Annotated in this window: 24 protein-coding genes and 2 pseudogenes; 20 read left to right on the top strand and 6 right to left on the bottom strand. The window is 60.8% G+C overall.

Going from position 1 to position 24,620, the window contains the following annotated elements:
• Positions 1 to 152: 152 nt before the first annotated feature.
• The 11 genes from ACQZ5H_RS29260 (at position 153) to ACQZ5H_RS29210 (ending at position 11,229) form a co-directional block, all read left to right on the top strand.
• Positions 153 to 869 (top strand): GntR family transcriptional regulator, encoded by a 717-nt coding sequence (locus tag ACQZ5H_RS29260; protein WP_449099772.1) that lies wholly within the window; start codon positions 153 to 155, stop codon positions 867 to 869.
• Complete coding sequence (locus ACQZ5H_RS29255) at positions 866 to 1,780, top strand: dihydrodipicolinate synthase family protein (RefSeq protein ID WP_449099771.1); 915 nt, start codon at positions 866 to 868, stop codon at positions 1,778 to 1,780. Before ACQZ5H_RS29260 ends, ACQZ5H_RS29255 begins: the two co-directional genes overlap by 4 nt.
• Positions 1,773 to 3,290, top strand: coding sequence for an aldehyde dehydrogenase (locus ACQZ5H_RS29250; protein ID WP_449099770.1), 1,518 nt, complete (start codon positions 1,773 to 1,775; stop codon positions 3,288 to 3,290). Before ACQZ5H_RS29255 ends, ACQZ5H_RS29250 begins: the two co-directional genes overlap by 8 nt.
• Entirely contained in the window at positions 3,287 to 4,633 is a 1,347-nt protein-coding gene (locus tag ACQZ5H_RS29245) for an NAD(P)/FAD-dependent oxidoreductase (protein WP_449099769.1), read from the top strand. Before ACQZ5H_RS29250 ends, ACQZ5H_RS29245 begins: the two co-directional genes overlap by 4 nt.
• 79 nt (positions 4,634 to 4,712) lie before the next feature.
• A complete protein-coding gene (locus tag ACQZ5H_RS29240; RefSeq protein WP_449099768.1) occupies positions 4,713 to 5,564 on the top strand; it encodes a glycine betaine ABC transporter substrate-binding protein in 852 nt (283 codons plus the stop codon).
• 84 nt (positions 5,565 to 5,648) lie between these two features.
• Positions 5,649 to 6,740 carry a quaternary amine ABC transporter ATP-binding protein gene (locus tag ACQZ5H_RS29235; protein WP_449099767.1) on the top strand — a complete coding sequence of 364 codons (1,092 nt, stop codon included), beginning with the start codon at positions 5,649 to 5,651 and terminating at the stop codon, positions 6,738 to 6,740.
• 22 nt (positions 6,741 to 6,762) lie between these two features.
• Positions 6,763 to 7,611 (top strand): ABC transporter permease, encoded by an 849-nt coding sequence (locus ACQZ5H_RS29230; protein ID WP_449099766.1) that lies wholly within the window; start codon positions 6,763 to 6,765, stop codon positions 7,609 to 7,611.
• A complete protein-coding gene (locus tag ACQZ5H_RS29225) occupies positions 7,608 to 8,465 on the top strand; it encodes an ABC transporter permease (RefSeq protein ID WP_449099765.1) in 858 nt (285 codons plus the stop codon). The genes ACQZ5H_RS29230 and ACQZ5H_RS29225 overlap by 4 nt, the downstream gene beginning before the upstream one ends.
• Positions 8,466 to 8,474: 9 nt before the next feature.
• Positions 8,475 to 9,473, top strand: a complete 999-nt coding sequence (locus tag ACQZ5H_RS29220) for a 4-hydroxyproline epimerase (RefSeq protein ID WP_449099764.1) — start codon at positions 8,475 to 8,477, stop codon at positions 9,471 to 9,473.
• A 22-nt stretch (positions 9,474 to 9,495) separates the two neighbouring features.
• The gene (locus ACQZ5H_RS29215) at positions 9,496 to 10,491 is read left to right on the top strand and encodes a GlxA family transcriptional regulator (protein ID WP_449099763.1); all 996 of its coding nucleotides are present in this window, start codon (positions 9,496 to 9,498) and stop codon (positions 10,489 to 10,491) included.
• On the top strand, positions 10,492 to 11,229 hold the full coding sequence (locus tag ACQZ5H_RS29210; RefSeq protein ID WP_449099762.1) for an MOSC domain-containing protein: 738 nt from the start codon (positions 10,492 to 10,494) through the stop codon (positions 11,227 to 11,229).
• A gap of 158 nt (positions 11,230 to 11,387) precedes the next feature.
• On the opposite strand, the gene ACQZ5H_RS29205 is transcribed toward ACQZ5H_RS29210, so the two are convergent.
• Positions 11,388 to 13,025: an MFS transporter gene (locus tag ACQZ5H_RS29205; protein WP_449099761.1), complete on the bottom strand. Its 1,638-nt coding sequence runs from the start codon at positions 13,023 to 13,025 to the stop codon at positions 11,388 to 11,390.
• Positions 13,022 to 14,056 carry an HlyD family secretion protein gene (locus tag ACQZ5H_RS29200; RefSeq protein WP_449099760.1) on the bottom strand — a complete coding sequence of 345 codons (1,035 nt, stop codon included), beginning with the start codon at positions 14,054 to 14,056 and terminating at the stop codon, positions 13,022 to 13,024. The genes ACQZ5H_RS29205 and ACQZ5H_RS29200 overlap by 4 nt, the downstream gene beginning before the upstream one ends.
• 365 nt (positions 14,057 to 14,421) lie before the next feature.
• Here ACQZ5H_RS29200 and ACQZ5H_RS29195 point away from each other — a divergent pair, with 365 nt between their 5' ends.
• From ACQZ5H_RS29195 to ACQZ5H_RS29165, 7 genes and pseudogenes are all read left to right on the top strand, one after another.
• Positions 14,422 to 15,045 carry a TetR/AcrR family transcriptional regulator gene (locus ACQZ5H_RS29195; protein WP_449099759.1) on the top strand — a complete coding sequence of 208 codons (624 nt, stop codon included), beginning with the start codon at positions 14,422 to 14,424 and terminating at the stop codon, positions 15,043 to 15,045.
• Between the two features lie 170 nt (positions 15,046 to 15,215).
• A complete protein-coding gene (locus tag ACQZ5H_RS29190; RefSeq protein ID WP_449099758.1) occupies positions 15,216 to 18,023 on the top strand; it encodes an MASE1 domain-containing protein in 2,808 nt (935 codons plus the stop codon).
• 52 nt (positions 18,024 to 18,075) lie between these two features.
• On the top strand, positions 18,076 to 18,714 hold the full coding sequence (locus ACQZ5H_RS29185; RefSeq protein ID WP_130284624.1) for a response regulator transcription factor: 639 nt from the start codon (positions 18,076 to 18,078) through the stop codon (positions 18,712 to 18,714).
• 90 nt (positions 18,715 to 18,804) lie between these two features.
• Positions 18,805 to 19,206, top strand: a complete 402-nt coding sequence (locus ACQZ5H_RS29180; protein ID WP_449099757.1) for a response regulator transcription factor — start codon at positions 18,805 to 18,807, stop codon at positions 19,204 to 19,206.
• Positions 19,207 to 19,410: 204 nt separating this feature from the next.
• Positions 19,411 to 19,792, top strand: a pseudogene (locus ACQZ5H_RS29175) (cupin domain-containing protein); the annotation flags it as partial.
• 10 nt (positions 19,793 to 19,802) lie between these two features.
• Positions 19,803 to 20,198, top strand: a complete 396-nt coding sequence (locus ACQZ5H_RS29170) for an SDR family NAD(P)-dependent oxidoreductase (protein ID WP_449099756.1) — start codon at positions 19,803 to 19,805, stop codon at positions 20,196 to 20,198.
• 114 nt (positions 20,199 to 20,312) lie between these two features.
• Positions 20,313 to 21,065, top strand: a complete 753-nt coding sequence (locus tag ACQZ5H_RS29165) for a sulfite exporter TauE/SafE family protein (RefSeq protein ID WP_449099851.1) — start codon at positions 20,313 to 20,315, stop codon at positions 21,063 to 21,065.
• 16 nt (positions 21,066 to 21,081) lie between these two features.
• On the opposite strand, the gene ACQZ5H_RS29160 is transcribed toward ACQZ5H_RS29165, so the two are convergent.
• The gene (locus ACQZ5H_RS29160) at positions 21,082 to 21,705 is read right to left on the bottom strand and encodes a hypothetical protein (protein WP_449099850.1); all 624 of its coding nucleotides are present in this window, start codon (positions 21,703 to 21,705) and stop codon (positions 21,082 to 21,084) included.
• 114 nt (positions 21,706 to 21,819) lie between these two features.
• Here ACQZ5H_RS29160 and ACQZ5H_RS29155 point away from each other — a divergent pair, with 114 nt between their 5' ends.
• Together ACQZ5H_RS29155 and ACQZ5H_RS29150 are read left to right on the top strand one after the other, a co-directional pair.
• Positions 21,820 to 22,050, top strand: coding sequence for an AbrB/MazE/SpoVT family DNA-binding domain-containing protein (locus ACQZ5H_RS29155; RefSeq protein WP_449099755.1), 231 nt, complete (start codon positions 21,820 to 21,822; stop codon positions 22,048 to 22,050).
• Positions 22,047 to 22,454 carry a type II toxin-antitoxin system VapC family toxin gene (locus ACQZ5H_RS29150; RefSeq protein WP_449099754.1) on the top strand — a complete coding sequence of 136 codons (408 nt, stop codon included), beginning with the start codon at positions 22,047 to 22,049 and terminating at the stop codon, positions 22,452 to 22,454. The genes ACQZ5H_RS29155 and ACQZ5H_RS29150 overlap by 4 nt, the downstream gene beginning before the upstream one ends.
• A gap of 101 nt (positions 22,455 to 22,555) precedes the next feature.
• Here ACQZ5H_RS29150 and ACQZ5H_RS29145 read toward each other — a convergent pair whose 3' ends face one another.
• The 3 genes and pseudogenes from ACQZ5H_RS29145 to ACQZ5H_RS29135 form a co-directional block, all read right to left on the bottom strand.
• Positions 22,556 to 23,377, bottom strand: coding sequence for a carbohydrate ABC transporter permease (locus ACQZ5H_RS29145; RefSeq protein ID WP_449099753.1), 822 nt, complete (start codon positions 23,375 to 23,377; stop codon positions 22,556 to 22,558).
• Positions 23,374 to 24,246 (bottom strand): carbohydrate ABC transporter permease, encoded by an 873-nt coding sequence (locus tag ACQZ5H_RS29140; RefSeq protein ID WP_449099752.1) that lies wholly within the window; start codon positions 24,244 to 24,246, stop codon positions 23,374 to 23,376. The genes ACQZ5H_RS29145 and ACQZ5H_RS29140 overlap by 4 nt, the downstream gene beginning before the upstream one ends.
• Before the next feature lie 52 nt (positions 24,247 to 24,298).
• Positions 24,299 to 24,620 (bottom strand): annotated as a pseudogene (locus tag ACQZ5H_RS29135) (sugar ABC transporter substrate-binding protein); the annotation flags it as partial.

The raw sequence follows: 24,620 nt of genomic DNA, 5'->3' as shown, positions 1-24,620 counted from the left end.
ATTTTCGCTCGTCTTCTCGGCAACGACGGACCGCGAACTCTTGTCGTATTTTCTGTGAACTATTAATGTGTACGCAAAGTACACAATATGTTGACTCTCTGTTTTTCAGGTGTATGGTCTGCTCCATCGAGGAAACGAGGAGCCCGGCAATCATGGCCAAAACGACGAAGAGCGACCTCTACGACGATCTCAAGCGTCAGATCCTGACGATGGAACTCGATCCGGATACCGATCTTGACGAGGTAGGGCTGAGCGAGCGCTATGGCCTCTCGCGCACTCCGGTGCGCGACATATTCCGCAGGCTCGCGGGCGAGGGATATATCGATATCCGGGAGAACCGCGGCGCGCGCGTCATTCCGATGAACCATGCGACGCTTCGCAACTTCTTCCTTGTTGCGCCGATGATCTACGCGGCGATCGGCCGTCTGGCAGTCCAGAATTTCAAGCCGACCCAGCTTGCCGATCTCAAGCAGACGCAGGAGCGCTTTCGCACGGCGAGCGGCAACATGGATGCGCTCGGCATGGTGCTCGAGAACAACCGCTTCCACGAGATCTTCGGCGAGATGTCGGCCAACGCCTATCTGCAGCCGAGCCTCGGGCGCCTGCTGATCGATCACGCGCGCATCGGCCACACCTTCTTCCGTCCGCGCAACGACGACATGAAGCGCCGGCTGCAGACCGCGGTCGAGCACCATGACAGCTTCATCGAAGCGCTCAGCGCGCACGATGAAGACGCGGTCGTCGATCTCGTTTTCGAGCATTGGGAACTGTCGCGCGAAAACATGGAGATGTTCATCGCGCCGCAAGGTCTGAAAGCCGACGCCCTTGTTGGCGGTTCGGCAAAGCATTCACTGGAGAAATCGTCGTGAAGTTTGAGGGGATTTACACCCCGGCCGTCACGCCGCTCGATGAGAGCGGGCAGATCGACCGGAAGGCATTTGCCGCCGTCTTGGAATCGCTGATCGAAGCGGGCGTCCACGGCATCATCGTTGGCGGCTCGACCGGCGAATATTACGCGCAGACGAGCCAGGAACGCTTCGATCTCGGTGCCTATGCCAAGGACGTCATCGGGACGCGGCTGCCGCTGATCATCGGAACGGGTGCGACGCGCACGGAAGACTCCGTTGAATATGCCAAGGCCGCCAAGGAAATCGGCGCCGACGCCATCCTCGTCTCGACGCCGCCATACGCTTTGCCGACGGAGCGGGAAAATGCTGTTCATGCGCTGACCGTCGACCGTGCCGCCAACATGCCGATCATGCTCTACAACTATCCGGCCCGAATGGGCGTGATGATGGGCGAGGACTATTTCTCGCGTGTCGGAAAGTCGAAGAATGTCGTCGCCATTAAGGAAAGCTCCGGCGACATGGGCAACCTCCACCTGCTTGCCCGCAAATATCCGCATATCGCGCTCTCCTGCGGTTGGGATGATCAGGCGCTCGAGTTCTTTGCATGGGGTGCGAAGAGCTGGGTCTGCGCCGGATCGAACTTCCTGCCGCGCGAACATGTGGCTCTCTATGAAGCTTGCGTCGTCGAGAAGAACTTCGACAAGGGCCGGGCGATCATGATGGCGATGCTGCCGCTCATGGATTTCCTCGAATGCGGCAAGTTCGTCCAGTCGATCAAGCATGGCTGCGAGATCATCGGCCTCCGGACGGGCTCGGTGCGGGCGCCGCTGCGTCCTCTCAATTCGGAAGAAAAGCGAACCCTCGAGACCGTCGTCGCCACCTTGAAGCGCACGGTCGGCCAGATCACCTCGGGAGCCAACCGCCATGCATGAACCGCTGACCGCCGCTGAATACAAGGCGATTGCCGCCGATCTCCAATACCCGACGGGCGCATTCATCGACGGTGCGTTCGCGCCTTCGAAATCCGGCAAGACGTTCAAGACGAAAAACCCGGCAACCGGCGAGACGCTGGCAAAGATCGCCGCATGCGACAGCACCGATGTCGACTATGCTGTCTTGAAGGCGCGCGAAGCGTTCGACGATGGCCGCTGGCGTCTGCGCTCGCCTGCAGAGCGCAAGGCAGTCCTCCTCAAGCTCGCCAAGCTGATTGAGCGCAATCGTCACGAGCTCGCAGTGATGGAAAGCCTCGACAGCGGCAAGCCCATCCGCGAATGCCAGACCGTCGATGTGCCCGATACGATCAATACCCTGCGCTGGCACGCAGAACTGATCGACAAGCTCTACGACAATACGGCGCCGTCGGGAGCGAACGCGCTGACGATGATCGTACGCGAGCCGATCGGCGTGGTTGGCTGCGTCCTTCCCTGGAATTTCCCGCTGCTGATGCTTGCCTGGAAGATCGGTCCGGCACTCGCCTCCGGTTGCTCGGTCGTGGTGAAGCCCGCGGAAGACACGACGCTGACGACGTTGCGCGTCGCCGAGCTTGCGCATGAGGCCGGCATCCCGTCCGGCGTCTTCAATGTCGTCACCGGCAGCGGCAAGGAGGTCGGCGAGCCGCTCGGTCTCCACATGGATGTGGACATGATCGCCTTCACGGGCTCGACGCCGACAGGGCGCCGGTTCCTGCGCTATTCCGCCGATTCCAATCTCAAGAAGGTGGTTCTCGAGTGCGGCGGCAAGAACCCGGCGGTGGTTCTCGCCGATGCCGAAGATCTCGATCTCGTTGCCGAACAGGTCGTAAACGGTGCCTTCTGGAACATGGGAGAGAACTGCTCGGCGACCTCGCGCCTGATCGTTCATGCCGATGTAAAGGACGATCTCCTGAAGCGGATCGGCGCCTATATGCGTGAATGGAAGGTCGGCGACCCGCTCGACCCGGAAAACCGCATCGGCGCGCTCGTCAACAAGGCGCATTTCGACAAGGTCACGTCCTTCCTCGATGACGCAAAGAAGGAAAAGCTGACGGTCGCTCATGGCGGCGAAACCAGGGACGGCGCCTTTGTGGAGCCGACTGTCGTCGATGGTGTGACGCCCAAGAGCCGGCTTTTCCAGGAAGAGATTTTCGGTCCGGTCCTGTCGGTCACGTCGTTCAACACGCTTGCCGAGGCCGTCGCGCTCGCAAACGACACCAATTACGGACTGACGGCTTCGGTCTATACCGGCAGCCTGCGCAACGCCATCCGGCTCTCGCGCGAGATCCGGGCAGGTGTGGTTACTGTCAACTGCTTCGGGGAAGGGGACGCCAGCACGCCTTTCGGCGGCTACAAGGAATCCGGCTTCGGCGGCCGCGACAAATCGGCTTTCGCGCACGACAACTATTGTGAGCTGAAGACGATCTGGATCGATATTTCCGAGCGCTCCGTGGACGAGACGATCAGATGATCACCTCTCCCGTCAGACGTCTACCGGTCGAGAATGGCGTTTCCGGATGGGAGGCGATCAGTCAACGCCGCTTCCCGCTCAGAAAGCTCGACGGTAACGCCACGGCGGATTGGCTGATCATCGGCGCGGGCTTTGCGGGGTTGTCTGCCGCGCGGCGGCTGCAGATGTTGCGGCCTGGCGAAAAGATTATCCTCCTTGACGCCGGCGAGATCGGCAAGGGCACGTCCGGCCGCAATTCCGGCTTCATGATCGATGTCCCGCACAATCTGTCCGCCGGCGAGTATTCGAGCGCCGGCGCCGAGGCGACGCGGGTGGAGATGGCTCAGAACCGTTCGGCCATCGCCTTTGCCAGGCAGGCCGCCGACGACTACGGCATGTCCAACGAGACATTTGATCCGGCGGGCAAGATCAATGCCGCCGCGACATCGCGCGGCATGAAACTCAATGCCAGCTTCGGCGAGTCCCTGAAGGGTGCCAACGAAAAGCATCTTTTCCTCGACGCAGACGAAATGCGCGAGCTGACGGGATCGCGCTACTATCTTGGCGGCCTCTATACGCCGGGAACAGTTCTGATCCAGCCCGCCGACTATGTGCGCCAGTTCGCTGCCGGTCTGGCAGACAAGGTCGATATTTTCGAACGCTCGCCGGTGACCGCGCTGACCCGCAAGGACGGCAAATGGACTGCTGTCTGTCCGTCCGGCACGGCGACCGCGCCGAAAGTCATTCTGGGGGTCAATGGCCATATCGACGACTTCGGCCATTTCTCCGGCCGCCTGATGCATATCTTTGCCTATGCCTCGATGACCATGCCCTTCTCCGCATCCGAGGTCGGGTCGAAAGCGTCGGGCAAGGACAGGTGGGCGCTGCTTCCCGCCGATGCCATGGGCGCCACGATCCGCAAGATCACCACGAACGGCGTGTCTCGGATCGTCATCCGGACCCGCTACACCTACGAGACCAAGGTCGCGGTCGGCGAACGGCGGATGGCAAAGATGCATGATGAGCATCGCCGCTCGCTGGATGCCCGCTTTCCGGACCTGGCCGGACTGCCCTTCGAGCATAGCTGGGCCGGCCGCCTTTGCCTCAGCCGCAACCATGTCCCGGCATTCGGCGAAGTCGAAGATGGCGTCTATTCGGCTTGCTGTGAAAACGGGCTCGGAACCGTCAAAAGTACTCTGGCCGGCATGATGGCGGCCGAACTCGCCACCGGGACGATGTCGCCGGAACTCAGCCAATACATGGACCACCCGGAGCCCACGCGGCTGCCGCCGGAGCCGATCGCATGGCTCGGGATCAACGGGGTGATCCGATTGCAGGAATTGCGTGCAGGCCGCGAGGGATGATCCGTCGCCGCGCAATGTGAAGCTTCCGCCGCTCGCAGGGCTTCAACGAAAATGGGAACGAGAACTAGGAGTAAGAACAATGAAGGCTTTGTGGAAGGCGCTTTGCGCTGCTGCGATGGTCGGGATCAGCATGCTCCCCGCCCGTGCAGAAGAAAAGACGATCAACATGGGCACTCTGTCCTGGGAGGATCTGACGCCGATCACCGGCATCACCAAGAAGGTTCTTGAGGACGCCGGCTATACCGTCAAGGTCACCGAGTTCTCCGAATGGGGCATTGCATATGCAGCTCTTTCGAAGGGCGACATCCAGGTTCTCGCCTCGCAAACCGACTATGTGGCCCAGGACTACTGGGACAAGAACAAGAACCGCCTCGAGAAGATTTCGCCGGTCTCGCACGGCCTCTACCAGGGCATCGCTGTTCCGAAATACGTGCCGATCGACTCGCTCGATCAGCTCAACGAAAATGCCGACAAGTTCGGTGGCAAGATCATCGGTATCGAGCCGGGTTCCGGCCTGATGCGCGACGCTTCGAACGCCGTCAAGGATTACGGCCTGAAGCTGCAGCTCGTCGAAGGCAGCACCGCGGCGATGACGGCGGCGCTGAAGTCCGCCTACGACCGCCAGGAATGGACTGCGGTGACGATCTGGGAGCCGTCGTGGATGGCTCAGAAGTACCCGATCAAGTACCTCAAGGATCCGAAGGGCGTCTTCCCGCCGCCGCAGAGCTACTACTGGATCGGCCATAAGGGCTTCTCCGAAGAGAACCCGCACGCTCGCGAAGTGATGGCCAGCGTCTATGTCCCGCTTGCCGACATCACCGCAATCAACGGTGCCGTCAACGAAGGCAAGACCATGGACCAGGCCGTCCAGGATTGGGTCGGCGCCCATGCCGATCTCATCAAGCGCTGGGAAAACATCAAGAAGAACTGATCGCACGGTGGCCGTCCGGGACCCGGGCGGCCACTTCCAGACCCAAAGACAGAAGCCAGCGCCAATTGGCTCAAGGGGATCGCTATGAAAGCCGCAAATACCGATACCAATGAAGTTCTGATTGATTGCCAGTCGCTCTGGAAAGTCTTTGGCGACAAGTCCGCCGCCGCCATGAAGTCGATCAACGATCGGGGTCTCGGCAAGAAGGAAGTCCTGCAGGAATTCAACTGCGTGGTCGGCGTTTCGAACGCCAGCCTGCAGGTCAGGCGCGGCGAAATCTTCTGTATCATGGGACTGTCGGGAAGCGGCAAGTCGACGCTTATCCGCCTGCTCAACAAGCTGATCACGCCGAGCGCCGGCAAGGTGCTGGTCAAGGGCAAGGATGTCGCATCGCTTTCGCCCCACGAGCTGCGGCAGATGCGCGCCAAGAATATCGGCATGGTGTTCCAGAGCGTTGCCCTGCTTCCGCACCGCACAGTGATCGAGAATGCGGCCTTCGGGCTGGAGGTTCAGGGCATCGCCAAGGACGAGCGCAACAAGATCGCGCGAGCCGCGCTTGAAACCGTCGGGCTTGCCGATTGGGTCGATCGCTATCCGAGGGAACTGTCCGGCGGCATGCAGCAGCGCGTCGGCCTTGCCCGGGCGCTTGCGTCCGATCCGGAGATCATCCTGATGGACGAGCCGTTCAGCGCGCTCGACCCGTTGATCCGCCGTCAGCTGCAGGACGAGTTCCGCCAGCTTACCAAATCGCTCGGCAAGTCGGCCGTCTTCATCACTCACGATCTCGACGAGGCGATCCGCATCGGCGATCGCATCGCCATCATGAAGGATGGCGTCATCATCCAGACCGGTACTGCCGAAGAGATCATCCTCAATCCGGCCGACGACTACGTTGCCGAGTTCGTGGCCGGTATCTCCAGGCTGCATCTGATCAAGGCGCATTCGGTGATGCACAGCGTCAGCGAATTCCAGCGCCACGCGCCGAACTCCGACATCTCCTCGCTGGCACGCACGACGCCGGACGCCGACATTGACGAGCTCATCACCTTGACCATGCAGTCGGACCGCGACGCAATCGCGGTCGTCGACAACGACAAGATCGTCGGCGTCGTGACACCCCGCAGCCTCCTGATGGGGGTCAAGGGAACGTCCGGCAGCGATCGCGCCGCGGCCTGATCTTCAAAAGGAGCTGAATGACATGGACATTTCAAGCTTCACAGACGCCTTCGACGAATGGACAGACGCCGCGCTCGAATGGGTGAGCGATAACGGCGAGACGCTGTTCGACTATGTCCGCTGGGTTCTCGAAGGCCTTTACGACAGCATCCTCTGGCTGCTGCAGCTGCCGCCCTTCTACGTCATCGCCATCATCTTTGCCCTGATCGGCTGGCAGCTCGTCAACAAGTGGTTTGCGCTTGCGGCCGGCATCGCGCTCGCTTTGTGCTTTTCGATGGGGCTGTGGACCGAGACGATGAGCACGCTTGCGCTTGTCCTGACGGCAACCGTGCTTGCGCTGGCGATCGGGATACCGATCGGCATTGCTGCCGGCTTCTTCACGGCGCTCGACCGCTTCATGGAGCCCGGCCTCGATCTTATCCAGACTCTGCCGCCTTATATATATCTCCTGCCGGCGATCGCGCTGCTCGGCTACGGTCCGGCCACCGCCCTGATCGCCACCGTCATCGTCGCCATGCCGCCGGCAATACGTCTGACGTCGCTCGGCATCCGCATGACGCCGAAGGCCTTCATCGAGCTCGGTGAGGCAAGCGGCATCACGCCGACGCAGATGTTCTTCAAGATCAGGCTGCCCTTCGCGCTGCCCAGCATCATGGCTGGCGTCAACCAGAGCCTGATGATGGCCTTCGGCATGGTGGTCATCGCCGGGATCGTCGGCTCCGGCGGTCTTGGCGAGACAATCTATGGCGCCATTCGAACGCTTGATATCGCCACATCCATCAATGGCGCGATCGCGATCGTCGTACTGACGATGGTGCTCGACCGGATCACCCAAAGTGCGGCCCGTTTCGGGGCAGGGAGGCAGTCATGAATGCTTCGCTTCTTCAGTTTTCGCCCGGTGCGTTTCTGGCGCCGGCCGTCGATTGGCTGAACACCAATCTTCACCCGCTTTTTGCCGCTATCGGCTACATTGTCGAATCGGCCCTTTCCGGTATCGAGGCGGCACTTCTCTTCGTGCCCTGGTATGTGCTGATCGCAGCGGTGGTGATCGCTGCCTATTTCGCCGTCAGCCTGAGGGCGGCGATCCTTGCGGGCCTGTGCCTTGGTTTCTGCCTGATCGTCGGCCTCTGGACGGCATCGATGCAGACCATCGCGCTTGTGACGGTTGCGGTGCTGATATCCGTGCTGATCGCCTTTCCGCTCGGGGTCATGTGCTCCCGCTACAAGACGCTCGAAGCGATCGTCCGCCCCATCCTTGATGTGATGCAGACGGTGCCGCCGTGGGTCTACCTGATCCCGGCCGTAATGATCTTCAGCCTCGGCCGCGTGCCGGCCATCATTGCCACCATAGTCTACGGCATCCCGCCGATGCTGCGACTGACCACGCTTGCCTTCAATCAGGTCCCGAACGAGTTCCGTGAACTCGGCAGCGCAATCGGTGCGGATGCCCGCTCGGTCCTCTGGAAGATCGAGATTCCCTTGGCGAAACAGACGCTGCTCGTCGGCCTCAACCAGTGCATCCTGCTGTCGCTTGCCATGGTCGTGCTGGCCGGGCTCGTCGGTGCAGGGGGGTTGGGGGCGGAGGTGACCCGTGGTCTGACCCGCATGGAAATGGGGCTCGGTCTGCGCGCCGGTCTCGCCATCGTCGCCGTCGCGCTTCTGCTCGACCGGCTGACCCGCGGCCTCCTTGATCGCGATCGCGGCCCGGCGGTCATTGCCCACTAGGATCGGCAGATGAGAAACAGCTTCCATTGCATCGACGCGCATACCTGCGGCAACCCCGTTCGCCTGGTTGCCAGCGGTGCGCCGCTTCTGCCGCATCTTCCGATCGCCGAACGGCGGGAGATCTTCGTTCGCGATCACGACTGGGTCCGCCGCGCATTAATGTTCGAGCCGCGTGGCCATGACATCATGTCCGGCGCCATCATCTATCCGGCCTTTCGCGGCGATTGCGATTTTGCCGTGTTGTTCATCGAGGTCAGCGGCTGCCTGCCGATGTGCGGCGCGGGAACGATCGGTGTCGTCACATCGGCGATCGAGGAGGGTTTGGTCACGCCGCGCCTCCCTGGCCGGGTTGCGATCGAGACGCCGGCCGGCCGGGTCGATGTTACCTATGAAGAGCGTAACGGCTACGTGGATTCTGTCCGGCTGCACAACGTCCCGAGCTATCTGCATGAGGTGGACGTCGTCGTTGATGTGCCCGGTATGGGAAGGCTTACGGTCGACATTTCCTATGGCGGAAACTTCTATGCAGTGATCGAGCCGCAGGAAAACTGGGCTGGTCTCGATGGCATGAGTGCCTCCGACATCGTCGATTGCAGCCGTGCCCTGAGGTCTGCCCTCGCCAAGGTCTGCGATCCCGTCCACCCCGGCGATCCCAAGATTCGCGGGGTCCACCATGCCATCTGGTGCGACCGGCCCGCCAACGACCGTTCCGACGGCCGCTGCGCCGTCTTCTATGGCGACAAGGCGATCGACCGCTCGCCGGGTGGGACCGGCACCTCGGCGCGCATGGCCCAGCTGCACGGAAAGGGCCGCCTTGCGACCGGTGCCAGTTACCGGCACGAAAGCCTGATCGGCACGATTTTCGAGGGCCGTGTCGAGGCGGCGGTCGATGTCAGCGGATACAGCGGCATCCTGCCGAGTATCGGCGGCTGGGCGCGTGTGATCGGTCACAACACGATCTTCGTCGACGATCGCGATCCGCTCGCCCATGGGTTTCAGATAGTGTGACGACGACAGAAGGAGGCATGACATGAGACCAGAAGATCTTCGATCCGGCGAAACAACGAGCATGCCAAAGCTCAAGGTCGCCTTCGTGCTTGCCCGCTCGTTCACGCTCTCCGCCTTCGCGCTGTTCGTGGACACACTCCGTCTTGCGAGCGACGAATTCGATCGCTCCGGCCGGGTTCTCGCGGACTGGCAGGTGCTCGGCAGTACGCGCCACCTCATCACCTCGAGCTGCGGCATTCAGGTTGCGCCGACATCGGATTTCGTCGATCCCTCCCGCTTTGACTATATCGTGGTCGTCGGCGGGCTGCTGTCCATAGAGCGTCCCGTCGATCAGGAGACGATTGCATTCCTGAAGAAGGCTTCAGCTCAGAAAGTGCCGCTGATCGGCCTTTGCACCGGCACCTTCATCCTGGCCGATGCCGGTCTCATGGGCAGCCACCAGACCTGCGTCAGCTGGCTGCATGCCAAGACCTACAGGGAGCGGTTCCCCGGTCTTTCGGTTCGCTCGGACAGGCTGTTCAACCTCGATCGCCACCGCGGCTCCTGCGCTGGCGGCAGCAGTGCCGCCGATATGGCCGCCCTTCTCGTTCGTCGCAGCATCAGCCGCGAAGCCGAGCGCAATGCGCTCGAAGTCCTGCAGATCGAGAAGGCGCGGTCTCCTGGCGACATACAGCCACGCCGCCCGCTCCACAAAAAACACGAGGACGACCGGGTTCGCGCCGTCATGATCACCATGGAGCAGCATATGGAGGATGGGATTTCCATTCCGGCACTTGCCACGTCAGTCGGCCTGTCGCGGCGCCAGCTCGAGCGCGTCTTTCTTGAGAAGACCGGAATGTCGCCGGCGCAAGCCTATACGCGCGTGCGCATGGAAAGGGCCAAATCACTGCTCGCCAATTCGAAGATGCCGATGATCGAAATTGCTCTCGATGTTGGCTTTGAGAACGCCTCGCATTTCACGAGAACCTTCAAGCGCATCTTCGGAACGACGCCGTCTGCCATCAGGGCGATGCACTAGATGCGGCGCGTCGGCAAGATCAAGGAGCTCTGGCGCTATCCGGTGAGCTCCGTGACCGGCGAGCGGCTGGACGAGGTTTCCGTATCGGCGACGGGAATGGACGGTGACAGGCGCTACGCTCTCGTTGATGCCGAGACAGGCATCGTCGCCCACCCCGAACGCGACAAACGCTGGCAGAAAGCGGTCTTCGTGAAATCGCGCACCGCGCCGTCGGGAGCGATCGAGGTTCAAGTCCCTGATCACGGATGGCTCAGTGTCGAGGCGCCCGGCCTCACGGCAGCCTTGACCGCCTTCTTCGAATTCGCGGTCGAGGCGAGGCCCTACGAACGCACGGCCGCTGCCGGAGAAGCAGCCTCCTTTGCTGTCGATCGCTACGACGTTTCACCGCTCCATCTCCTGACCAGCGCCTCCGTCGATCACCTGAAATCTCTCCACCCGGCAGGTAACCCCGACCGGCGCCGCTTTCGGCCCAACATCTTCATGGATACGGAGAGCGACATCGCCGGCTTTGCCGAACTCGGCTGGATCGACAAGCCAATCCGCCTCGGCGACCTGGACGGAACGGTGATCGCCCCAACCAAACGCTGCGGCTTCACGATCATCGCACAGGAGGGCCTCGATAATGATCCGGAGATCCTGCGCAACGTGATGAAGTTCGGCTCGCGCAACATGGGCGTCTACTGCGCGCCTGGCGCCACGGGCCTGCTGAAGGTCGGGGATGCAGTGTGGCTTCTCTGACGGAGGGGCCGTCATACGCTTTGGTCGCAGTCGGTAGGGTGAGGCATTCAGCCTCCATCAAACGTTTGCCGACGGATAGCAGCCGGATTCTTTAGCCTGAGATCGACAGCCATCTGCGTTTCCGCTGCAGGGCTTGGACGGGATGGTCAACCTTGTTTTCAAGCCGCTTCTTGAACAGAAGATTCTGGATGCTTTGTCGCTCCCGTTCGGCGTCTCGCGGCTTTGGAAATCGCGTACCTGTGCAAGCCGATCTTGATGATCACCAGAAGAGGTGCCGCCACGATAAAGAGCAGCGCCACGGCATTGAAAGCGGTATCGAAGGCGATGACCGTCGATTGACCGGAGACGGCCCGCGCGAACAGGCTGACTGCCGCGCGGCTCGCAGCGATGTTCTCCATTCCCTCGGCGGTCAGCATAGCTGCGACACTGGTCAATCGTTCGTCGAGCGCTGGAGTGCCTGGGGTCACCTGTGCACTGAGCACGATCGTGTTTCCGGGAACGCCATGGTCAATCAGCGTTTGAAGGCCGCCTACGCCCATTAGTCCGCCAAGTTGTCTGCCCGTGTTGAACAGGCCGATCCCAGAAGCAAGGTTGGCGCTGGAGAGGTTGCTGAAGGCGATGAGCGTTATCGACAGGAACAGAAAGCCAAGGCCCAGCCCGCGCAGCAGAACGGCCGGCATCATGTCGTCCGCTCCGCTTTGGCTGGTCGAGCCGGATAGCATCCACATGGCAATCATGATCATCAGAATCCCGAAGGGCACGCTGGCAAATGGTGGGATTCGGTGACATTGGACGACGTACGCAACAAAGATGAGCGCGCCGACAAAAAGACCACCGCTTGGCAAGAGCAGCCATCCCGCTTCCGTTGGCGTGAAGGCCAGAACGGATACGGCGAAAGCGGGAATCAGATAGGCGCTGCCGAACAATGCGGCGCCCGCCACGAAGCTGACGATGAATGCGAAGGCAAAGTCGTCCGAACGGAAGGCGGAAAAATCAATGAGCCCGCGTCCTCCGATGGTGGACTGCTGACCAAGAAAAGCCAGCAATGCCATCGCGCCTACCGCGCTCAGCCAGAAGATGAACGGCTCTTCCAGCCAGTCCCATCGGCTCCCTTGGCTCAGCACGTAGCTGGCGCAGAACAGCGCCACCGAGATCAGCGAGAAGCCCATCCAATCAAACGGGCGGGACTTCGGCTTTGGAAAGATCGGGGTCTCGGCGCCCGCGAGCAACGCAATTGCCATCAGGCCAAAAGGAACCACCCAGAGAAAAATCCATTCCCATGAATGGACGTCCAAAAGCCAACCTTGGAAAGCTGGGGCGATCGTTGCTGGGGCAACGACAGCGGCCATTGCGAACATCGCCTGGAGAGAGGGCTGCAAAGGTCGGGAGTAGGCGAGAAAGAGGATGGCCTGCCCTCCGACCAGGAGAATGCCGCCGGATAGACCCTGAACAATACGAAGCACGACGAGCAGGTCCAGGTGTGTTGTCATCGCAGCCAGCCCGCAAGCTGCACTCATCATAAGGGTTGCGATGATCATCAGACGGCGCGGCTTCATCTGCGTCAGAAGCCACGGTGTGATGATGAAGCCGATCATCTTGAAGGTCGTATATCCGACATCCAGCCAAGCGAACTCATCCGGCGTGGCATGGGTGTCTCCCGAGATGGCGTTACGGCCGAGTGACAGAGCGGTACCCGCGACCGCCTCGGTGAGTGCAGCAAGCAGAATACCCGCGCTCAGAAAAACATCCGCCGCGGGCCTTTCGCGACTTGGGTGGTCGACTGCGACAGGGGTCATGAACTGGGTTCCTGGATGATGTTCACCCTCGCCGACAGGCCCGGGACAAGACGCCCCTTCAATGTATTCGAGGCAAACCTGATCTTGATTGGCACACGCTGGACGACGCGGACGAAGTTGCCGGTCGCATTGTCGGCGGGGAGCAAGCTGAACGCCGATCCACTTCCAGGTGCCAGGCTGTCCACGACGCCCTCAAAGACCTCGTCCGGATAGCCATCGACCGCGATGCGGACGCGCTGGCCGGGCCGGATCTTGGCCAGTTGCGTCTCCTTGAAGTTGGCGACGATCCAGACATCGGCTACCGGCACGATATCGAGCAGTGCGGCGCCAGGAGCGACGAGGCGACCGACGCGGACTTGGCGGTTGCCGATCACACCGGCGACCGGTGCGCGAACAACGGTATTGTCGAGATCGATCTGAGCCAGGTCGCGAGCGGCCCGTGCTTGGGCGACCGATGCGACGGCAGCGCCCCGTTGCGTCGCCAGAACAGTGATACGGCGCTGCTGAGCCTCCAAGCTTGCCGCGGCAGCGGCGATGCCGGCTTCCGCCCGTTCGCGCGCTGCGTCGCTTTCCTCGATCTCCGCCTGGCTGACGACATTGCTTCGGATCATCTGCCGGTTTCTGTCCGATGCCTTTCGGGCCCTGTTCAATTCGGCCACCGCCGAAAGCTGCTGTGCTTCGGCCTGGCGGATGAGCGCGTGTTGCAAATCGGTTTCCGCGTCCACATTGCTCAGACGAGCCTGGGCTGCTTCCATATTGGCCATCGCCTGGGCGAGCCGCGCGACGTAGTCCCGATCGTCGATCTTGAACAGGATGTCACCCGGCTGAACAGCCTGGTTGTCGGCTACCTTTACAGCGGTGACGTACCCTCCGACCTTCGCTGCCAGGGCGGTTACCTCACCCCGGATGTAAGCATTGTCCGTCGAGGTTGCTCCATTGGAGCCGGCCCAGGTCCAACCCGCTGCCGATATGACGGCGGCGCCAAAGCAGAAGACCAAACTGATGCGTTTCTTTTTGCTGAGCTGCGCCATTTGAGTCTCCGGTAATGATTGTTACCGCTCGCCTATATGGTAATGATTATTACCGGTCAAGGCTGAATGGTTGCTGCGGGTCGCGGCATGGGGGGCAAATGTGCTTCCACGATTATGCGATCGCGTCATAGCCAAGCATCGACGCTACTGGTTGCTTTCGCTACTGAGCCGGGGAAGTGTACGGTCGACCGATAAGTCTACGATGACTATACCGTAGGTTAGGTGCCCATTTCGTGGGTAGAGCGAGATCGCATCGAATGCTGCGCCCGATCCGGCCCTTGTCGATGCGCAATTGAGAGGCCATTTGACCTTGGCGGTAACGATTGTTACCATCGTTGTGGTGATCAGGCATAGGAAATGAGTACGTGGCAGAAAAATCAGGGCGTTCAGTCGGCCGCCGGGAAATGCTTCTAAAGGCGGCGGCTGAGGTCTTTTTCGAACAGGGCTATGCGTCCACAAGCATTGACGCGATCATCGAGCGCGCAGGCGGATCGAAGCGCAATATCTACAATGAGTTTGGCAGCAAGGAAGGTCTGTTCGCTGCCATCGTTAGGAGCAGTGCCGATTCTGCCTTGTCGAGCCTATCTCAGGAGCAAATCGAGGGGCGCGGGCTGGAGGAGACGCTCACGGCATTCGGCCAGCACCTCATGGAAATCTATATGTCTCCAACGGTAGTCAGCGTCTATCGCATTGCCATCAACGAAGCCAATCGATTTCCAGATCTCGCCAGGTCGTTTTACGAGCAGGGACCAGGCCGGGCGGCTTCACAACTTGCCGAGGTTCTGGAGTTTGCAGCGCAGCGAGGCGAAATCGAACCCCGTGACTACTCGCGCGCTGCAGGCCTGTTCGTCGGGATGATCCGTGATAACCTGCATTTGCAGGTCGTCCTCGGCCTTCGATCACCGCCGCTTGAGCCGGAAGTGCGGCGGATCGTGAGCTCTGCTGTGGATATATTCCTGAACGGTGTTCGGCTCCAAGCCGGCAAATAAATGCCGTCCACCCTCTGGGCTCCACGTGCCTTGCCGCAGGAGTTCCCAGGCGTACGATGTCACGATCGAGCGTGGACCTCAGACATCAGTCACTCCCGTCAGAAATCTGAAAAATGTGCTATAAGATTCAAGCGGGGCTGCGGCCCCTGCTTGTCCGGCAGGAGCAGTCGATGATGAACATCTGGTCGCGCCGCCCCCCGTTTCCGCATCTTGCGATGTTTTTTGCCGCTTATGTCCTGGGTTGCGGCTTTGCTCAGGCACTTGCGATTGTGCCAGGCATCACCGTGGCAATCTGGCCGCCGGCCGGCGTGTTCATGGCGACGCTCATCCTCACGCCTGTCCATTCCTGGCCATGGTGGATACTATCCGGCGGAGTGGCGGAAATGTTCGGTCAGGCCGTTTGGTTTCATAGCCCGGTTATCGCGGGTATTCTCATTTATCTCGGCAATGCTCTGTGCGCGGCGATTGGCGCCAAGCTGGTGAACTGGGTGTGCGGCCGCCCGCTTCGGTTGGAAACCCTTCCTGAAGTGCTGGCACTCGTCATCCTCGGCGCCGGGGTCGCACCCATATTCAGCGCAACAGTCGGAAGCGCCACGCTTGCGTGGTTCGGCGTCGAAAACCAGGCGTTCACCTCCGTTTGGCCGCTGTTCTGGATCGGCGATGCTACCGGCATCTTGCTGGTTGGCCCTCTGGCTCTGACGATCATCCAACACTGGCGTAGCGGGACCAAGCTCTCCGCGGCGAAGTGGGTCGAGGCGGGAGTCCTGGGGCTGCTTTTTCTCGCCAGCGCCGCGTTGTCTCTGAGCGTCGATTATCTTGCCTCTGCCTACGTGATCATGCCAACCCTGCTGTGGGCCGCCGTCCGGTTTGAATTCAAGGGCGTCGCGGTCGCCTTGACACTTCTTGCACTGATCACAATGGCTTTGACGATTTCGGGGGCCAGCCATTTTGTGGGCGACCCCGGGACACAGAGGGAAAAGCAGGTAATGCTGCAGCTTTTCCTGGCCGTCTCGGCGTTCTCTTCGCTGATCGTGGCTGCGATCTCGCGACAAAATCAGGAGGCTTTGGTCTCCTTGAGGCAGCGGGAGCGGGAATTGTCGCAACTCGTGGACCTGATGCCGGTTCATATCAGGCGCATGACGGCCGCCGGAGAGCCGATCTTCTTCAACAGGCGGCTTCTCGAATTTCTCGGGCTTTCCGATCTGGCCGAACTGGACAAACCAGGCGCAACCCGTCTCGCTGCCGCCATCTCGTCTCTCGTGCATCCCGATGATGCCGGAGAGCTTCTCAGCACTGCCCGGCGGTCTTTCGCGAATGGCGAACCTTTCGCGATGAAATATCGCATGCGCCGTGCCGACGGAGTTTACAGATGGGTCGATGGCCGTGGAGAGCCACTGTGTGACCAGACCGGCGCGATCGAGCAATGGTACGTCATTTCCATTGACGTCGATGACGAGATGCGTGCGCAGGAAGCGCTGCGGAGCAGCCAGCACCAGCTTCAGCAAATGATCGATGCCGTGCCCACGCTGATCTGGTGCATGACCCCTGAGGGCATCCCCTGCTATCTCAACAAGCGCGCAATCGACCTCACGGGGCTGAATGTCAAAGACATGATCGCGCCGGATGGCTCCCGGTTTCTGGCTGTCATTCATCCCGACGAGCGCGAGAAACTGGATCGCCAATTTGCCGAAGCGATCTCCACTGGAGCGCCATTTGCCGCCCGCTACCGTCAACGCCGCGCAAACGGAACGTATCGGTTGGTTGAAAGCCGGGCAGAACCCCTTCGCGACAACAATGGGAAGATCATCCAATGGTATGGCGTAAGTATCGACATCGAGGATCTGGTGAACGTCCGCGAGTCTCTTCATAACCGCGAAAGAGAGCTTTCGCAGCTTGTCGATATGGTGCCAAGCCTGCTGTGGCGCCTTTCTCCCAAAGGAGAGCCGACATTCTTCAGCCGGCGCCTCATCGACTACTGCGGCATGGATGTCGGTGATTTCTTCCGGCCGGACGCAGACCCGCTTGCCGTCGCAATCGAGACACTGTTTCACCCCGATGACATCGTCAGATTGAAGGATAAGCTTGGCCGCTCGCTGTCTACCGGCCAGAGCTTTTCGCTGAACTATCGGATGCGAAGGGCCGACGGCGTTTACCGCTGGATGTCGGGTCGGGCCGAGCCGCTTCGGGATGACGTGGGGCGCATTGTGCAGTGGTTCGGCCTGTCGCACGACATCGACGATCAAGTTCGCATCGAAGAGGAACTCCAGCTGGCGCGTGACAGCCTGACACGGGCAAGCCAGGTTGCAAGCCTTGCAGAATTGTCGGCTGCGATCGCCCATGAAGTGAACCAGCCTCTGGCCGCCATCATGGCAAATTCGGAGGCCTGCAGGCGCTGGCTGGGTGCCACGCCTCCCAACATCGAACGTGCTCAGACAACAGTGGAGCGGATCATCCACAATGCCAATTCCGCCGGCGATGTCGTCAGCCACATCCGTGCGCTGTTCAAGCATTCAAACGAGACGCGGACAAGCACGTTGCTGAAAGGCGTGATCGATGACGTGCATAGTCTGATGGCTGAAGAGGCGATGCGCCGCCGCGTTCGCTTCAAGCTGGAAGTAGAGAGCGATTTGCCGCCTATATCGCTGGACCGTGTCCAGGTTCAGCAGGTCCTCGTCAATCTGATCCGAAATGGAATTGAAGCCATGGACGCGGTCACGGATGATCGGGTGCTGGCTATCCACGTGCATCGGCCGGGAGACGCGATTCAGATCGACATCACGGACGCTGGCAAGGGGGTCGAGGCCCCGGAGAAGGTCTTTGAGGCGTTTTACACGACGAAGGAGCAGGGCATGGGGATGGGTCTGGCAATCTGCCGTTCTATCGTCGAGTCGCACGGCGGAAAGCTTTGGGTAGAGCCGAATGAGCCCCGTGGGGCAAGGTTCATCTTCACTTTGCCGATCGGAGGCGGCGTCGCATGACGGCAGCAAGATGTTCGTCGTTGGCCAAAAGCGATGACGCCGGGCGCCCGTCATGAGCACTCGCGCCAACGACACTGAGCGGCCTATTGTGCTTATCGTCGACGATGACGAGCAGGTTCGAATTGCTTTGCAAGAACTCATGCTCTCCGTCGGTCTCGACGCGATGTGCTTCGCCTCGCCGCGTGAACTATTGGAATCCGAGCCTTCCGACCGACCGGGATGCCTCGTGCTCGACGTTCGCATGCCAGGGGCGAGCGGTCTTGACCTGCAGCTCCAGCTAGCTGCAAAGGGCGTATCGAAGCCTATCGTTTTCCTCACCGGCCATGGCGACATCCCGATGTCGGTCCAAGCGATGAAAGCGGGCGCCATCGATTTTCTGACAAAGCCGTTCCGGGATCAGACATTGCTCGATGCGGTTGCGCTTGCGATAGAGAAAGATATTGGGCAGAGGGCAATCGCCCAGCGCGCCAAGCAGTATATCGATCGCTATCGCACGCTGACGCAACGCGAGCGGCAGGTGATGAGGGAAGTCGCGCGCGGCCGGCTCAACAAGCAGATCGCGTTCGACCTCGGCATCAAGGAGATCACGGTGAAGCTTCACCGAGGAAATCTCATGCGCAAGATGAACGCTATTTCAGTCGGTGAATTGATCCGGGCGTGGGAGGCATTGCCAGGAGATCTTCGGCTTTGAGGTCCTAGACCTTCGTATGGTTATAAATCGGCGCGATTCAGTGCAAGCTTTGATTGTAGACCGCAGAGATCAGCAGCAGAGGTCCCCCGCTTGTCCAGCCCGCCTGTCATCGCGATCGTGGATGACGATGAGGATATCCGCGATGCTTTCTCCAACCTTTTACAAGCCCTGGGCTATTCGTGCCAGGCTTTCGACGGAGCGCGTGCCTTTCTCAAGGCGAACTCGCCTGGTCGCTTCGATTGCCTGATCACCGATATTCGTATGCCCGGCATCAGCGGGCTGGAACTGCTTCAACACCTCAAGGCTGCAGGCGAGGCGTTGCCAGTCATCGTGATCACTTCGGTGTCCGATCCAGCGGTTCGGCGTCAGGCGCTGGCATTTGGCGCTCTGGCCTATCTCCAAAAGCCGATCACCGATGAAGCACTTCTCCAAAGCCTGAGGACTGCACTGCCACCTGGCGACAACGCGCCGGACGATCAGGCCCACGAATGACGAGCTCGCCAAGGTTTAGATGGCGCCGGAGGAGTCAGGAGACAATCATGTGCTGTGACAAAGTAACGTGCAGGGAAAGGTCCACGAGCAAAGAGGTCGTCCCGTCGCGCTATGTGCTGCGGGTGGGCGAACTCGATGTGCTGATTGTCAGCGATGGAATGCTGACGCTGCCGTCGCCGTTGGGCACCTGCGCTATCCGCTGCGATCAAGCATGCGCCACCGCTCCATGCCTCCGATGATGGCTTGGCCGTTCCGGGTGCGAAAAATGCCAAGGTCATCCAAGTCTACGAGCACCCGGTACCCGGCGTGCACGGCAAGAGTATCAAGGGCGTGACGGTTGACCTGGCGGCTACTCACCATCCCACGCGCGTGCAAAATCCGCGATCATCTACGCGACGGTGATCGAAGGATCGGTTCGCATACAGGTCAATGACGGACCTGAAGTGACTTGCCGGATAGGGGGAACTGGACTGAGATGCCAGGCGACCGTCACCGGGTCAGCGCCAATGCGAGCAAAACGCGGCCTGCAAAGATCCTTGCCGTTTTCGTCGTCAATGACATCGACAACAAGCTGACGATCCCGGACACCAAGCGCAATGCGTCTGGCGCGCGCCGCTTTTCCGTTGTTGAAGCGCAGCAATGGCAGCATCATCAACTTTGCCTCGATGCTGAGCTATCTGGCAGACGAGAGCGTGCCGTCCTACACGGCAAGCAAGACGGGGATTGTCGGTCTGACGCGCGCGATGGCGCATAAATATGGCCGAGACGGCGTGCGCGTGAACGCCGTCGCCCCTGGCTACCACCGGACCGAAATGACGAGGCCGCTCTGGTCGGTTCCGGAGAGCGAGGCGAAGATCGCTGACCGGTCAGCTCTCAAGCGCTGGGGCACGGCCGACGATCTGGTCGGGCCGATCTTGTTCCTCTGCTCGCCGGCTGCGAATTTCGTCACGGGTGTGACCTTGCCTGTCGATGGCGGTTATAGCGTCGGCTAGTGCCCCAGAGCCAGTCGGGGACAGGACTACACCCATGCGGTCTCGCCTCGACGCGCGTGCGATGATAGACCATCATCCGTACGACGCGCCCACATGCAAATCCTGGCAGTTTCGATGAATGATATGTTGCTTCTGTTGTTCGCGGGGATGCTGGCGGGCAGCATGAATGCGTTGGCCGGTGGCGGGTCCTTCGTGTCTCTGCCGGCGCTGATTTCGGTCGGAGTACCGTCGGTCGCAGCCAACGCGACGAGCACATTTTCCCTTTTCCCGGGCGGATTGGCGAGTTCCTGGATCTATCGCGACGGGTTCGGCAAAGTCTGCGGTGTGCCGGTCTTGCCGATTGCGCTTGCAACGGTCCTCGGAGGGCTCTGTGGCAGCGTGCTGCTGCTATTGACGCCTTCCAGTGTCTTCGACGCCATCCTCCCCTGGCTGCTGCTGATCGCTACGCTCATGCTGGTTTTCGGGCGGCGGATCAGCGCGGTCTTCCGGAGCCGTGCTTCAGCCCGAACCTCGACCATCGTGCCCGTCCAGTTCTTGCTCGGCGTCTATGGCGGCTACTTCGGTGGAGCGGTCGGCCTGATGATGCTGGCGGCCTGGAGTGTCTTCGGTGGAGGGGAGATCAAGGAATTGAACCCGATGCGGATGCTGATGGTCACGGCCGCGAACGCGGTGGCCGTCATCGTTTTCGTCGCAGCCGGGGCGATTGCCTGGTCTCAATGCCTGCCCATGTTGATCGGGGCGCTGCTCGGCGGCTGGGCGGGAGCGCATATCGGCCGGAAACTGCCGGCTTCTGCGATCAGGGCTCTCACCATTGTGCTCGCGGTAGCAACGACGACGGTATTCTTTGCCCGGGCGTATTTCGCTTAGAGACCTGGATCGGAACCTACTTCAAGAAACCGTCGCGTCCGAATTCTTCCCAGCCTTCCAGTTTCGGTGAATTGGCGTCGGTCGTGGTCTCAGCCTTTTTCGCCTTACTCTTTTTCAGCGATCGGGTCAGCTTCGCCTGATATGCGGCGCGGCGCCGATTTTCGGCTTTGGCAATCGCGTCTTCCTCGCGCCATTCATCCACTGCACCTCGATCCAGAATATCCACGACAACCTTCGGATCGAACACGTGAAAGGTGATCCGGCGGGCGCGGCCGTTCAGCCGGACGGTTCGTGTTCCCGCACTCGGCAGCCGGCCGTCCGCCAGCCAGCGATGGCGCTCGCTGGTCGTGATCGTCAGGATGTCCTGGATCTCGCGCGGGATTACCGCTAACTGCTCGATGCCGTCGAGCACCTTGCTGACCATAGCCGATACAGCGTGGAATTCGGTCTTCTGGCTGGCGGGCATCACGAGGGTGATTTCGCCCGCATCGAGATCAAGCGACTTCTTCACGGCGGCTGGAACCCGTGCCCGGAGCTCCAGAAGGATGCCCTTGGCGCGAACCGCCGATCCCATGGTCGCTGCCGACGCGAGCCGCCACGTCTTGAGGAGTTCGACGTCATTCTTCTGTTCTTTTCGCATGGCGTTGAGATGGGTTGCCGGCGATCCTTCGTCAACACGTTTCGAGAGCGATAACTTGAAAGCAGCGATCAAAAGTAATACCTCTGTCTTACCGAGTATTACGGGACCTTAGACATGACGACCGTGACGGCAAAAGGCCAAGTGACCATACCGAAGGCAGTTCGCGAACTGCTCGGGATCGTTCCCGGGAGTGAAGTCGAATTTTATCGCGCGGCGGATGGCAGCGTGGTGATTGCACGAGCCGACAGGACCCAGAGCGCCAGCCGATTCAAGTTATTGCGAGGCCATGCCGGGAAAGGTTTGGACACCGATTCCATTATGGCAATGACACGTGGTGATGCTTGACACTGGTCGATACCAACGTTCTGCTCGATCTGGCGACCAATGATCGAGTTTGGGCCGATTGGTCAATGGAACAGCTGGAGGCTGCAAGCCTTCAAGGGCCTCTCTACATCAATGATGTCATCTATGCAGAACTGTCGGTCCGCTATGAGCGCATCGAGGAACTTGATGAGTTTGTACAATCCGCGGGGATTGCAATGCTATCCATTCCCCGCCCGGCGCTTTTCCTGGCGGCGAAGGCATTCACGAACTACCGACGTGCTGGCGGCTCAAGGACCGGAGTATTGCCGGACTTTTTCATCGGCGCGCATGCCGCTGTCGGACAGATGCCGCTTCTGACGCGCGATGTTGCAAGATACCGCACCTACTTTCCCACCGTCGAGCTTCTTGCGCCATCTATTGGATGATCCCTCGGCCCGGGGTGGCGTGATCAACGCTTGCCCGGTCCGTTCGCGCTTCCGGTCCCCCTGCATTCGAGGGGCCGTTTCATCGTCGACATCAGGCAGCGTCAGCCCTTGACGGCACCGGCCGTCATCGAACCCGATATCTGCCGATACATCAGCAGTCCGAGCAGAGCAGGCGGCAGCGCGCCAAGCGCCATGACCGCCGAGGCGACGCCCCATTGCACGCCGCCGCCGCTGGCGGCGAAGAAGAAGGAGGCGCCGACGGTCATCGGCACTGCCTTGTTCGTCGTCAGCATCAGGCCGAACAGGAACTCGTTCCAGGCGGTGATGAAGCCGAAGATGAAGGCGGTGACGAGTGCCGGGCGGATGACGGGCGTGATGATGCTGACCATCGCCTGGAATGAGGAGGCGCCGTCGATGCGGGCGGCCTCGTCGAGTTCAAGCGGCACGTCGTTGATGGCATTGACCAGCATGACGAGGGCGAGCGGGATGTTGACGATCGTCAGGATCAGGCCGAGGCCGAGCTGGGTGTCGAGCAGCCCGAGCCACTGATACATCATGTAGAGCGGGATGGCGAAGATGATCAGCGGCACGGCGCGCAGGTTGATCACCAGCGGCATCATGATCCGCCGGCCGACCTCGCTGCGGGCGATGGCATAGGCGGCCGGCAGGCAGAGGGCGATGGCGAGCGCCGTGCCGAGAGTCGCAGCGATCGTGCTGTTCAGGAGATAGGCATAGATATTGAAGCGGTCCGTCTCGGTGAGGATGCGCGCATAGTTCGCGAGCGTCGGCTGGTTGATCCAGAGGCCGGCATTGCTCGAGAGCTCACGTGCGCTCTTGAACGAGGTGACCAGGGTGACGATGATGGGGAAGTTCATCGCAACGGCGGCAATTGCGAAGACGATCCAGCGGAGCGCGTTGATCATGCTGCCTTCCTCCTGCGGCCGGCGAGCCAGTTCAGCCCGTAGAGAACGGCAAGCGAGGCGATGAACAGCACGACGGATGCCGCCACCGCCTTGCCGATCGAACCGTCCTTGAAGAAGGCCTGATAGATGTAGATCGACAGCGACGTCGTGGATCCCCCGGCGCCGCTGCCGGTCAGCGCATAGACATTGTCGAAGACGCGGAAGCCATCGATGAAGCGGATGAAGAAGGCGATGACGAGCGTCGGCATCATCAGCGGCAGATCGATCCACCAGAGGATGCGCCAGGCCGAGGCGCCGTCGAGCGAAGCTGCCTCGCGGACATCGAGCGGGATTGCCGAATAGGCGACGTAGAAAAGCAGGAAGGCGAACGGGGTCCACTGCAGCGTCTCGACGACGACAAGGGTCTTGAAGGCGTTGTTGACGTCGAGGAAGGCCGGGCTGTCGCCGAACCACATGAAGAGATAGTAGGGCACGGGGCCGGCAAACTCATGCAGCACGAGCCGGTACATCAGACCGATCATCGCCGGCGCGACCATAAGCGGCAGCATCAGCGGCGCCATCAGCGCCGAACGCTTGGCAAGCAGCGGTGCCAGGAAGATCGCCAGGAAAAGGCCGATCAGGCATTCGGCAACCGCCGTCAGCATGCCGAAGCGGAAGGAAAAGAAGGTCGCCTGCCAGAAGGTGCGGTCCTGCACGACCGCGAGGTAATTGCCGAAACCACTGAGTTCAGGGCTGCGCAGGTTCTGGAACCCGACCGTCGAGACCGAATAGACGAGATTGACGAGAGCCGGAAAGCCCAGAAAAAGCAGCAGGAAGCCGACCAGCGGCGTCAGGTAGGCCCTGCCTTCGGCACGTGTTACGATAGCCATGTCGCTCCGCCGGATGGGAGGGATGCCGGGACGATCCGGCATCCGGATCAGGTTACTTCTTGAGGAGATCCTGCATGCCCGCCTTGGTATGGGCAAGCGCATCCTCGAGGCTCTGCTGGCCGGACCAGTAGCCGGTGAATTCCTTGGCCTGCAGCTCGTAGACCGAGAGGGCATTGGCCGAGGTGGCGCCGGTCATGACATAGCCGTACTTGCTGGCGAATTCGCCGAGCTTGACGAGATCGGGGCGCTCGGAAGCGACCTTCGCCACGACCTCAGGCGTCAGTGCCGGCGAACCGCCGCTCTTTGCATAGGTCAGCGCCGCATCTTCCGTTGCCAGCCACTTCAGGAACTTGACGGCGCCTTCCTTGTTCTTG

Source organism: Rhizobium sp. 21-4511-3d, from assembly GCF_053522545.1.
The sequence above is the reverse complement of the archived record's forward strand: the minus strand, read 5'-3'. Positions and strand labels throughout refer to the sequence as shown.

What these genes read in the sequence shown, in the direction of transcription:
- ACQZ5H_RS29160 (WP_449099850.1), bottom strand. Translation starts at nt 21,705, where the DNA reads ATGCGAAAAGAACAGAAGAATGACGTCGAACTCCTCAAGACGTGGCGG.
- ACQZ5H_RS29215 (WP_449099763.1), top strand. Translation starts at nt 9,496, where the DNA reads ATGAGACCAGAAGATCTTCGATCCGGCGAAACAACGAGCATGCCAAAG.
- ACQZ5H_RS29245 (WP_449099769.1), top strand. Translation starts at nt 3,287, where the DNA reads ATGATCACCTCTCCCGTCAGACGTCTACCGGTCGAGAATGGCGTTTCC.
- ACQZ5H_RS29165 (WP_449099851.1), top strand. Translation starts at nt 20,313, where the DNA reads ATGAATGATATGTTGCTTCTGTTGTTCGCGGGGATGCTGGCGGGCAGC.
- ACQZ5H_RS29230 (WP_449099766.1), top strand. Translation starts at nt 6,763, where the DNA reads ATGGACATTTCAAGCTTCACAGACGCCTTCGACGAATGGACAGACGCC.
- ACQZ5H_RS29260 (WP_449099772.1), top strand. Translation starts at nt 153, where the DNA reads ATGGCCAAAACGACGAAGAGCGACCTCTACGACGATCTCAAGCGTCAG.
- ACQZ5H_RS29240 (WP_449099768.1), top strand. Translation starts at nt 4,713, where the DNA reads ATGAAGGCTTTGTGGAAGGCGCTTTGCGCTGCTGCGATGGTCGGGATC.
- ACQZ5H_RS29185 (WP_130284624.1), top strand. Translation starts at nt 18,076, where the DNA reads ATGAGCACTCGCGCCAACGACACTGAGCGGCCTATTGTGCTTATCGTC.
- ACQZ5H_RS29225 (WP_449099765.1), top strand. Translation starts at nt 7,608, where the DNA reads ATGAATGCTTCGCTTCTTCAGTTTTCGCCCGGTGCGTTTCTGGCGCCG.
- ACQZ5H_RS29140 (WP_449099752.1), bottom strand. Translation starts at nt 24,246, where the DNA reads ATGGCTATCGTAACACGTGCCGAAGGCAGGGCCTACCTGACGCCGCTG.
- ACQZ5H_RS29145 (WP_449099753.1), bottom strand. Translation starts at nt 23,377, where the DNA reads ATGATCAACGCGCTCCGCTGGATCGTCTTCGCAATTGCCGCCGTTGCG.
- ACQZ5H_RS29210 (WP_449099762.1), top strand. Translation starts at nt 10,492, where the DNA reads ATGCGGCGCGTCGGCAAGATCAAGGAGCTCTGGCGCTATCCGGTGAGC.
- ACQZ5H_RS29220 (WP_449099764.1), top strand. Translation starts at nt 8,475, where the DNA reads ATGAGAAACAGCTTCCATTGCATCGACGCGCATACCTGCGGCAACCCC.
- ACQZ5H_RS29250 (WP_449099770.1), top strand. Translation starts at nt 1,773, where the DNA reads ATGCATGAACCGCTGACCGCCGCTGAATACAAGGCGATTGCCGCCGAT.
- ACQZ5H_RS29235 (WP_449099767.1), top strand. Translation starts at nt 5,649, where the DNA reads ATGAAAGCCGCAAATACCGATACCAATGAAGTTCTGATTGATTGCCAG.
- ACQZ5H_RS29190 (WP_449099758.1), top strand. Translation starts at nt 15,216, where the DNA reads ATGATGAACATCTGGTCGCGCCGCCCCCCGTTTCCGCATCTTGCGATG.
- ACQZ5H_RS29170 (WP_449099756.1), top strand. Translation starts at nt 19,803, where the DNA reads ATGCGTCTGGCGCGCGCCGCTTTTCCGTTGTTGAAGCGCAGCAATGGC.
- ACQZ5H_RS29155 (WP_449099755.1), top strand. Translation starts at nt 21,820, where the DNA reads ATGACGACCGTGACGGCAAAAGGCCAAGTGACCATACCGAAGGCAGTT.
- ACQZ5H_RS29205 (WP_449099761.1), bottom strand. Translation starts at nt 13,025, where the DNA reads ATGACCCCTGTCGCAGTCGACCACCCAAGTCGCGAAAGGCCCGCGGCG.
- ACQZ5H_RS29200 (WP_449099760.1), bottom strand. Translation starts at nt 14,056, where the DNA reads ATGGCGCAGCTCAGCAAAAAGAAACGCATCAGTTTGGTCTTCTGCTTT.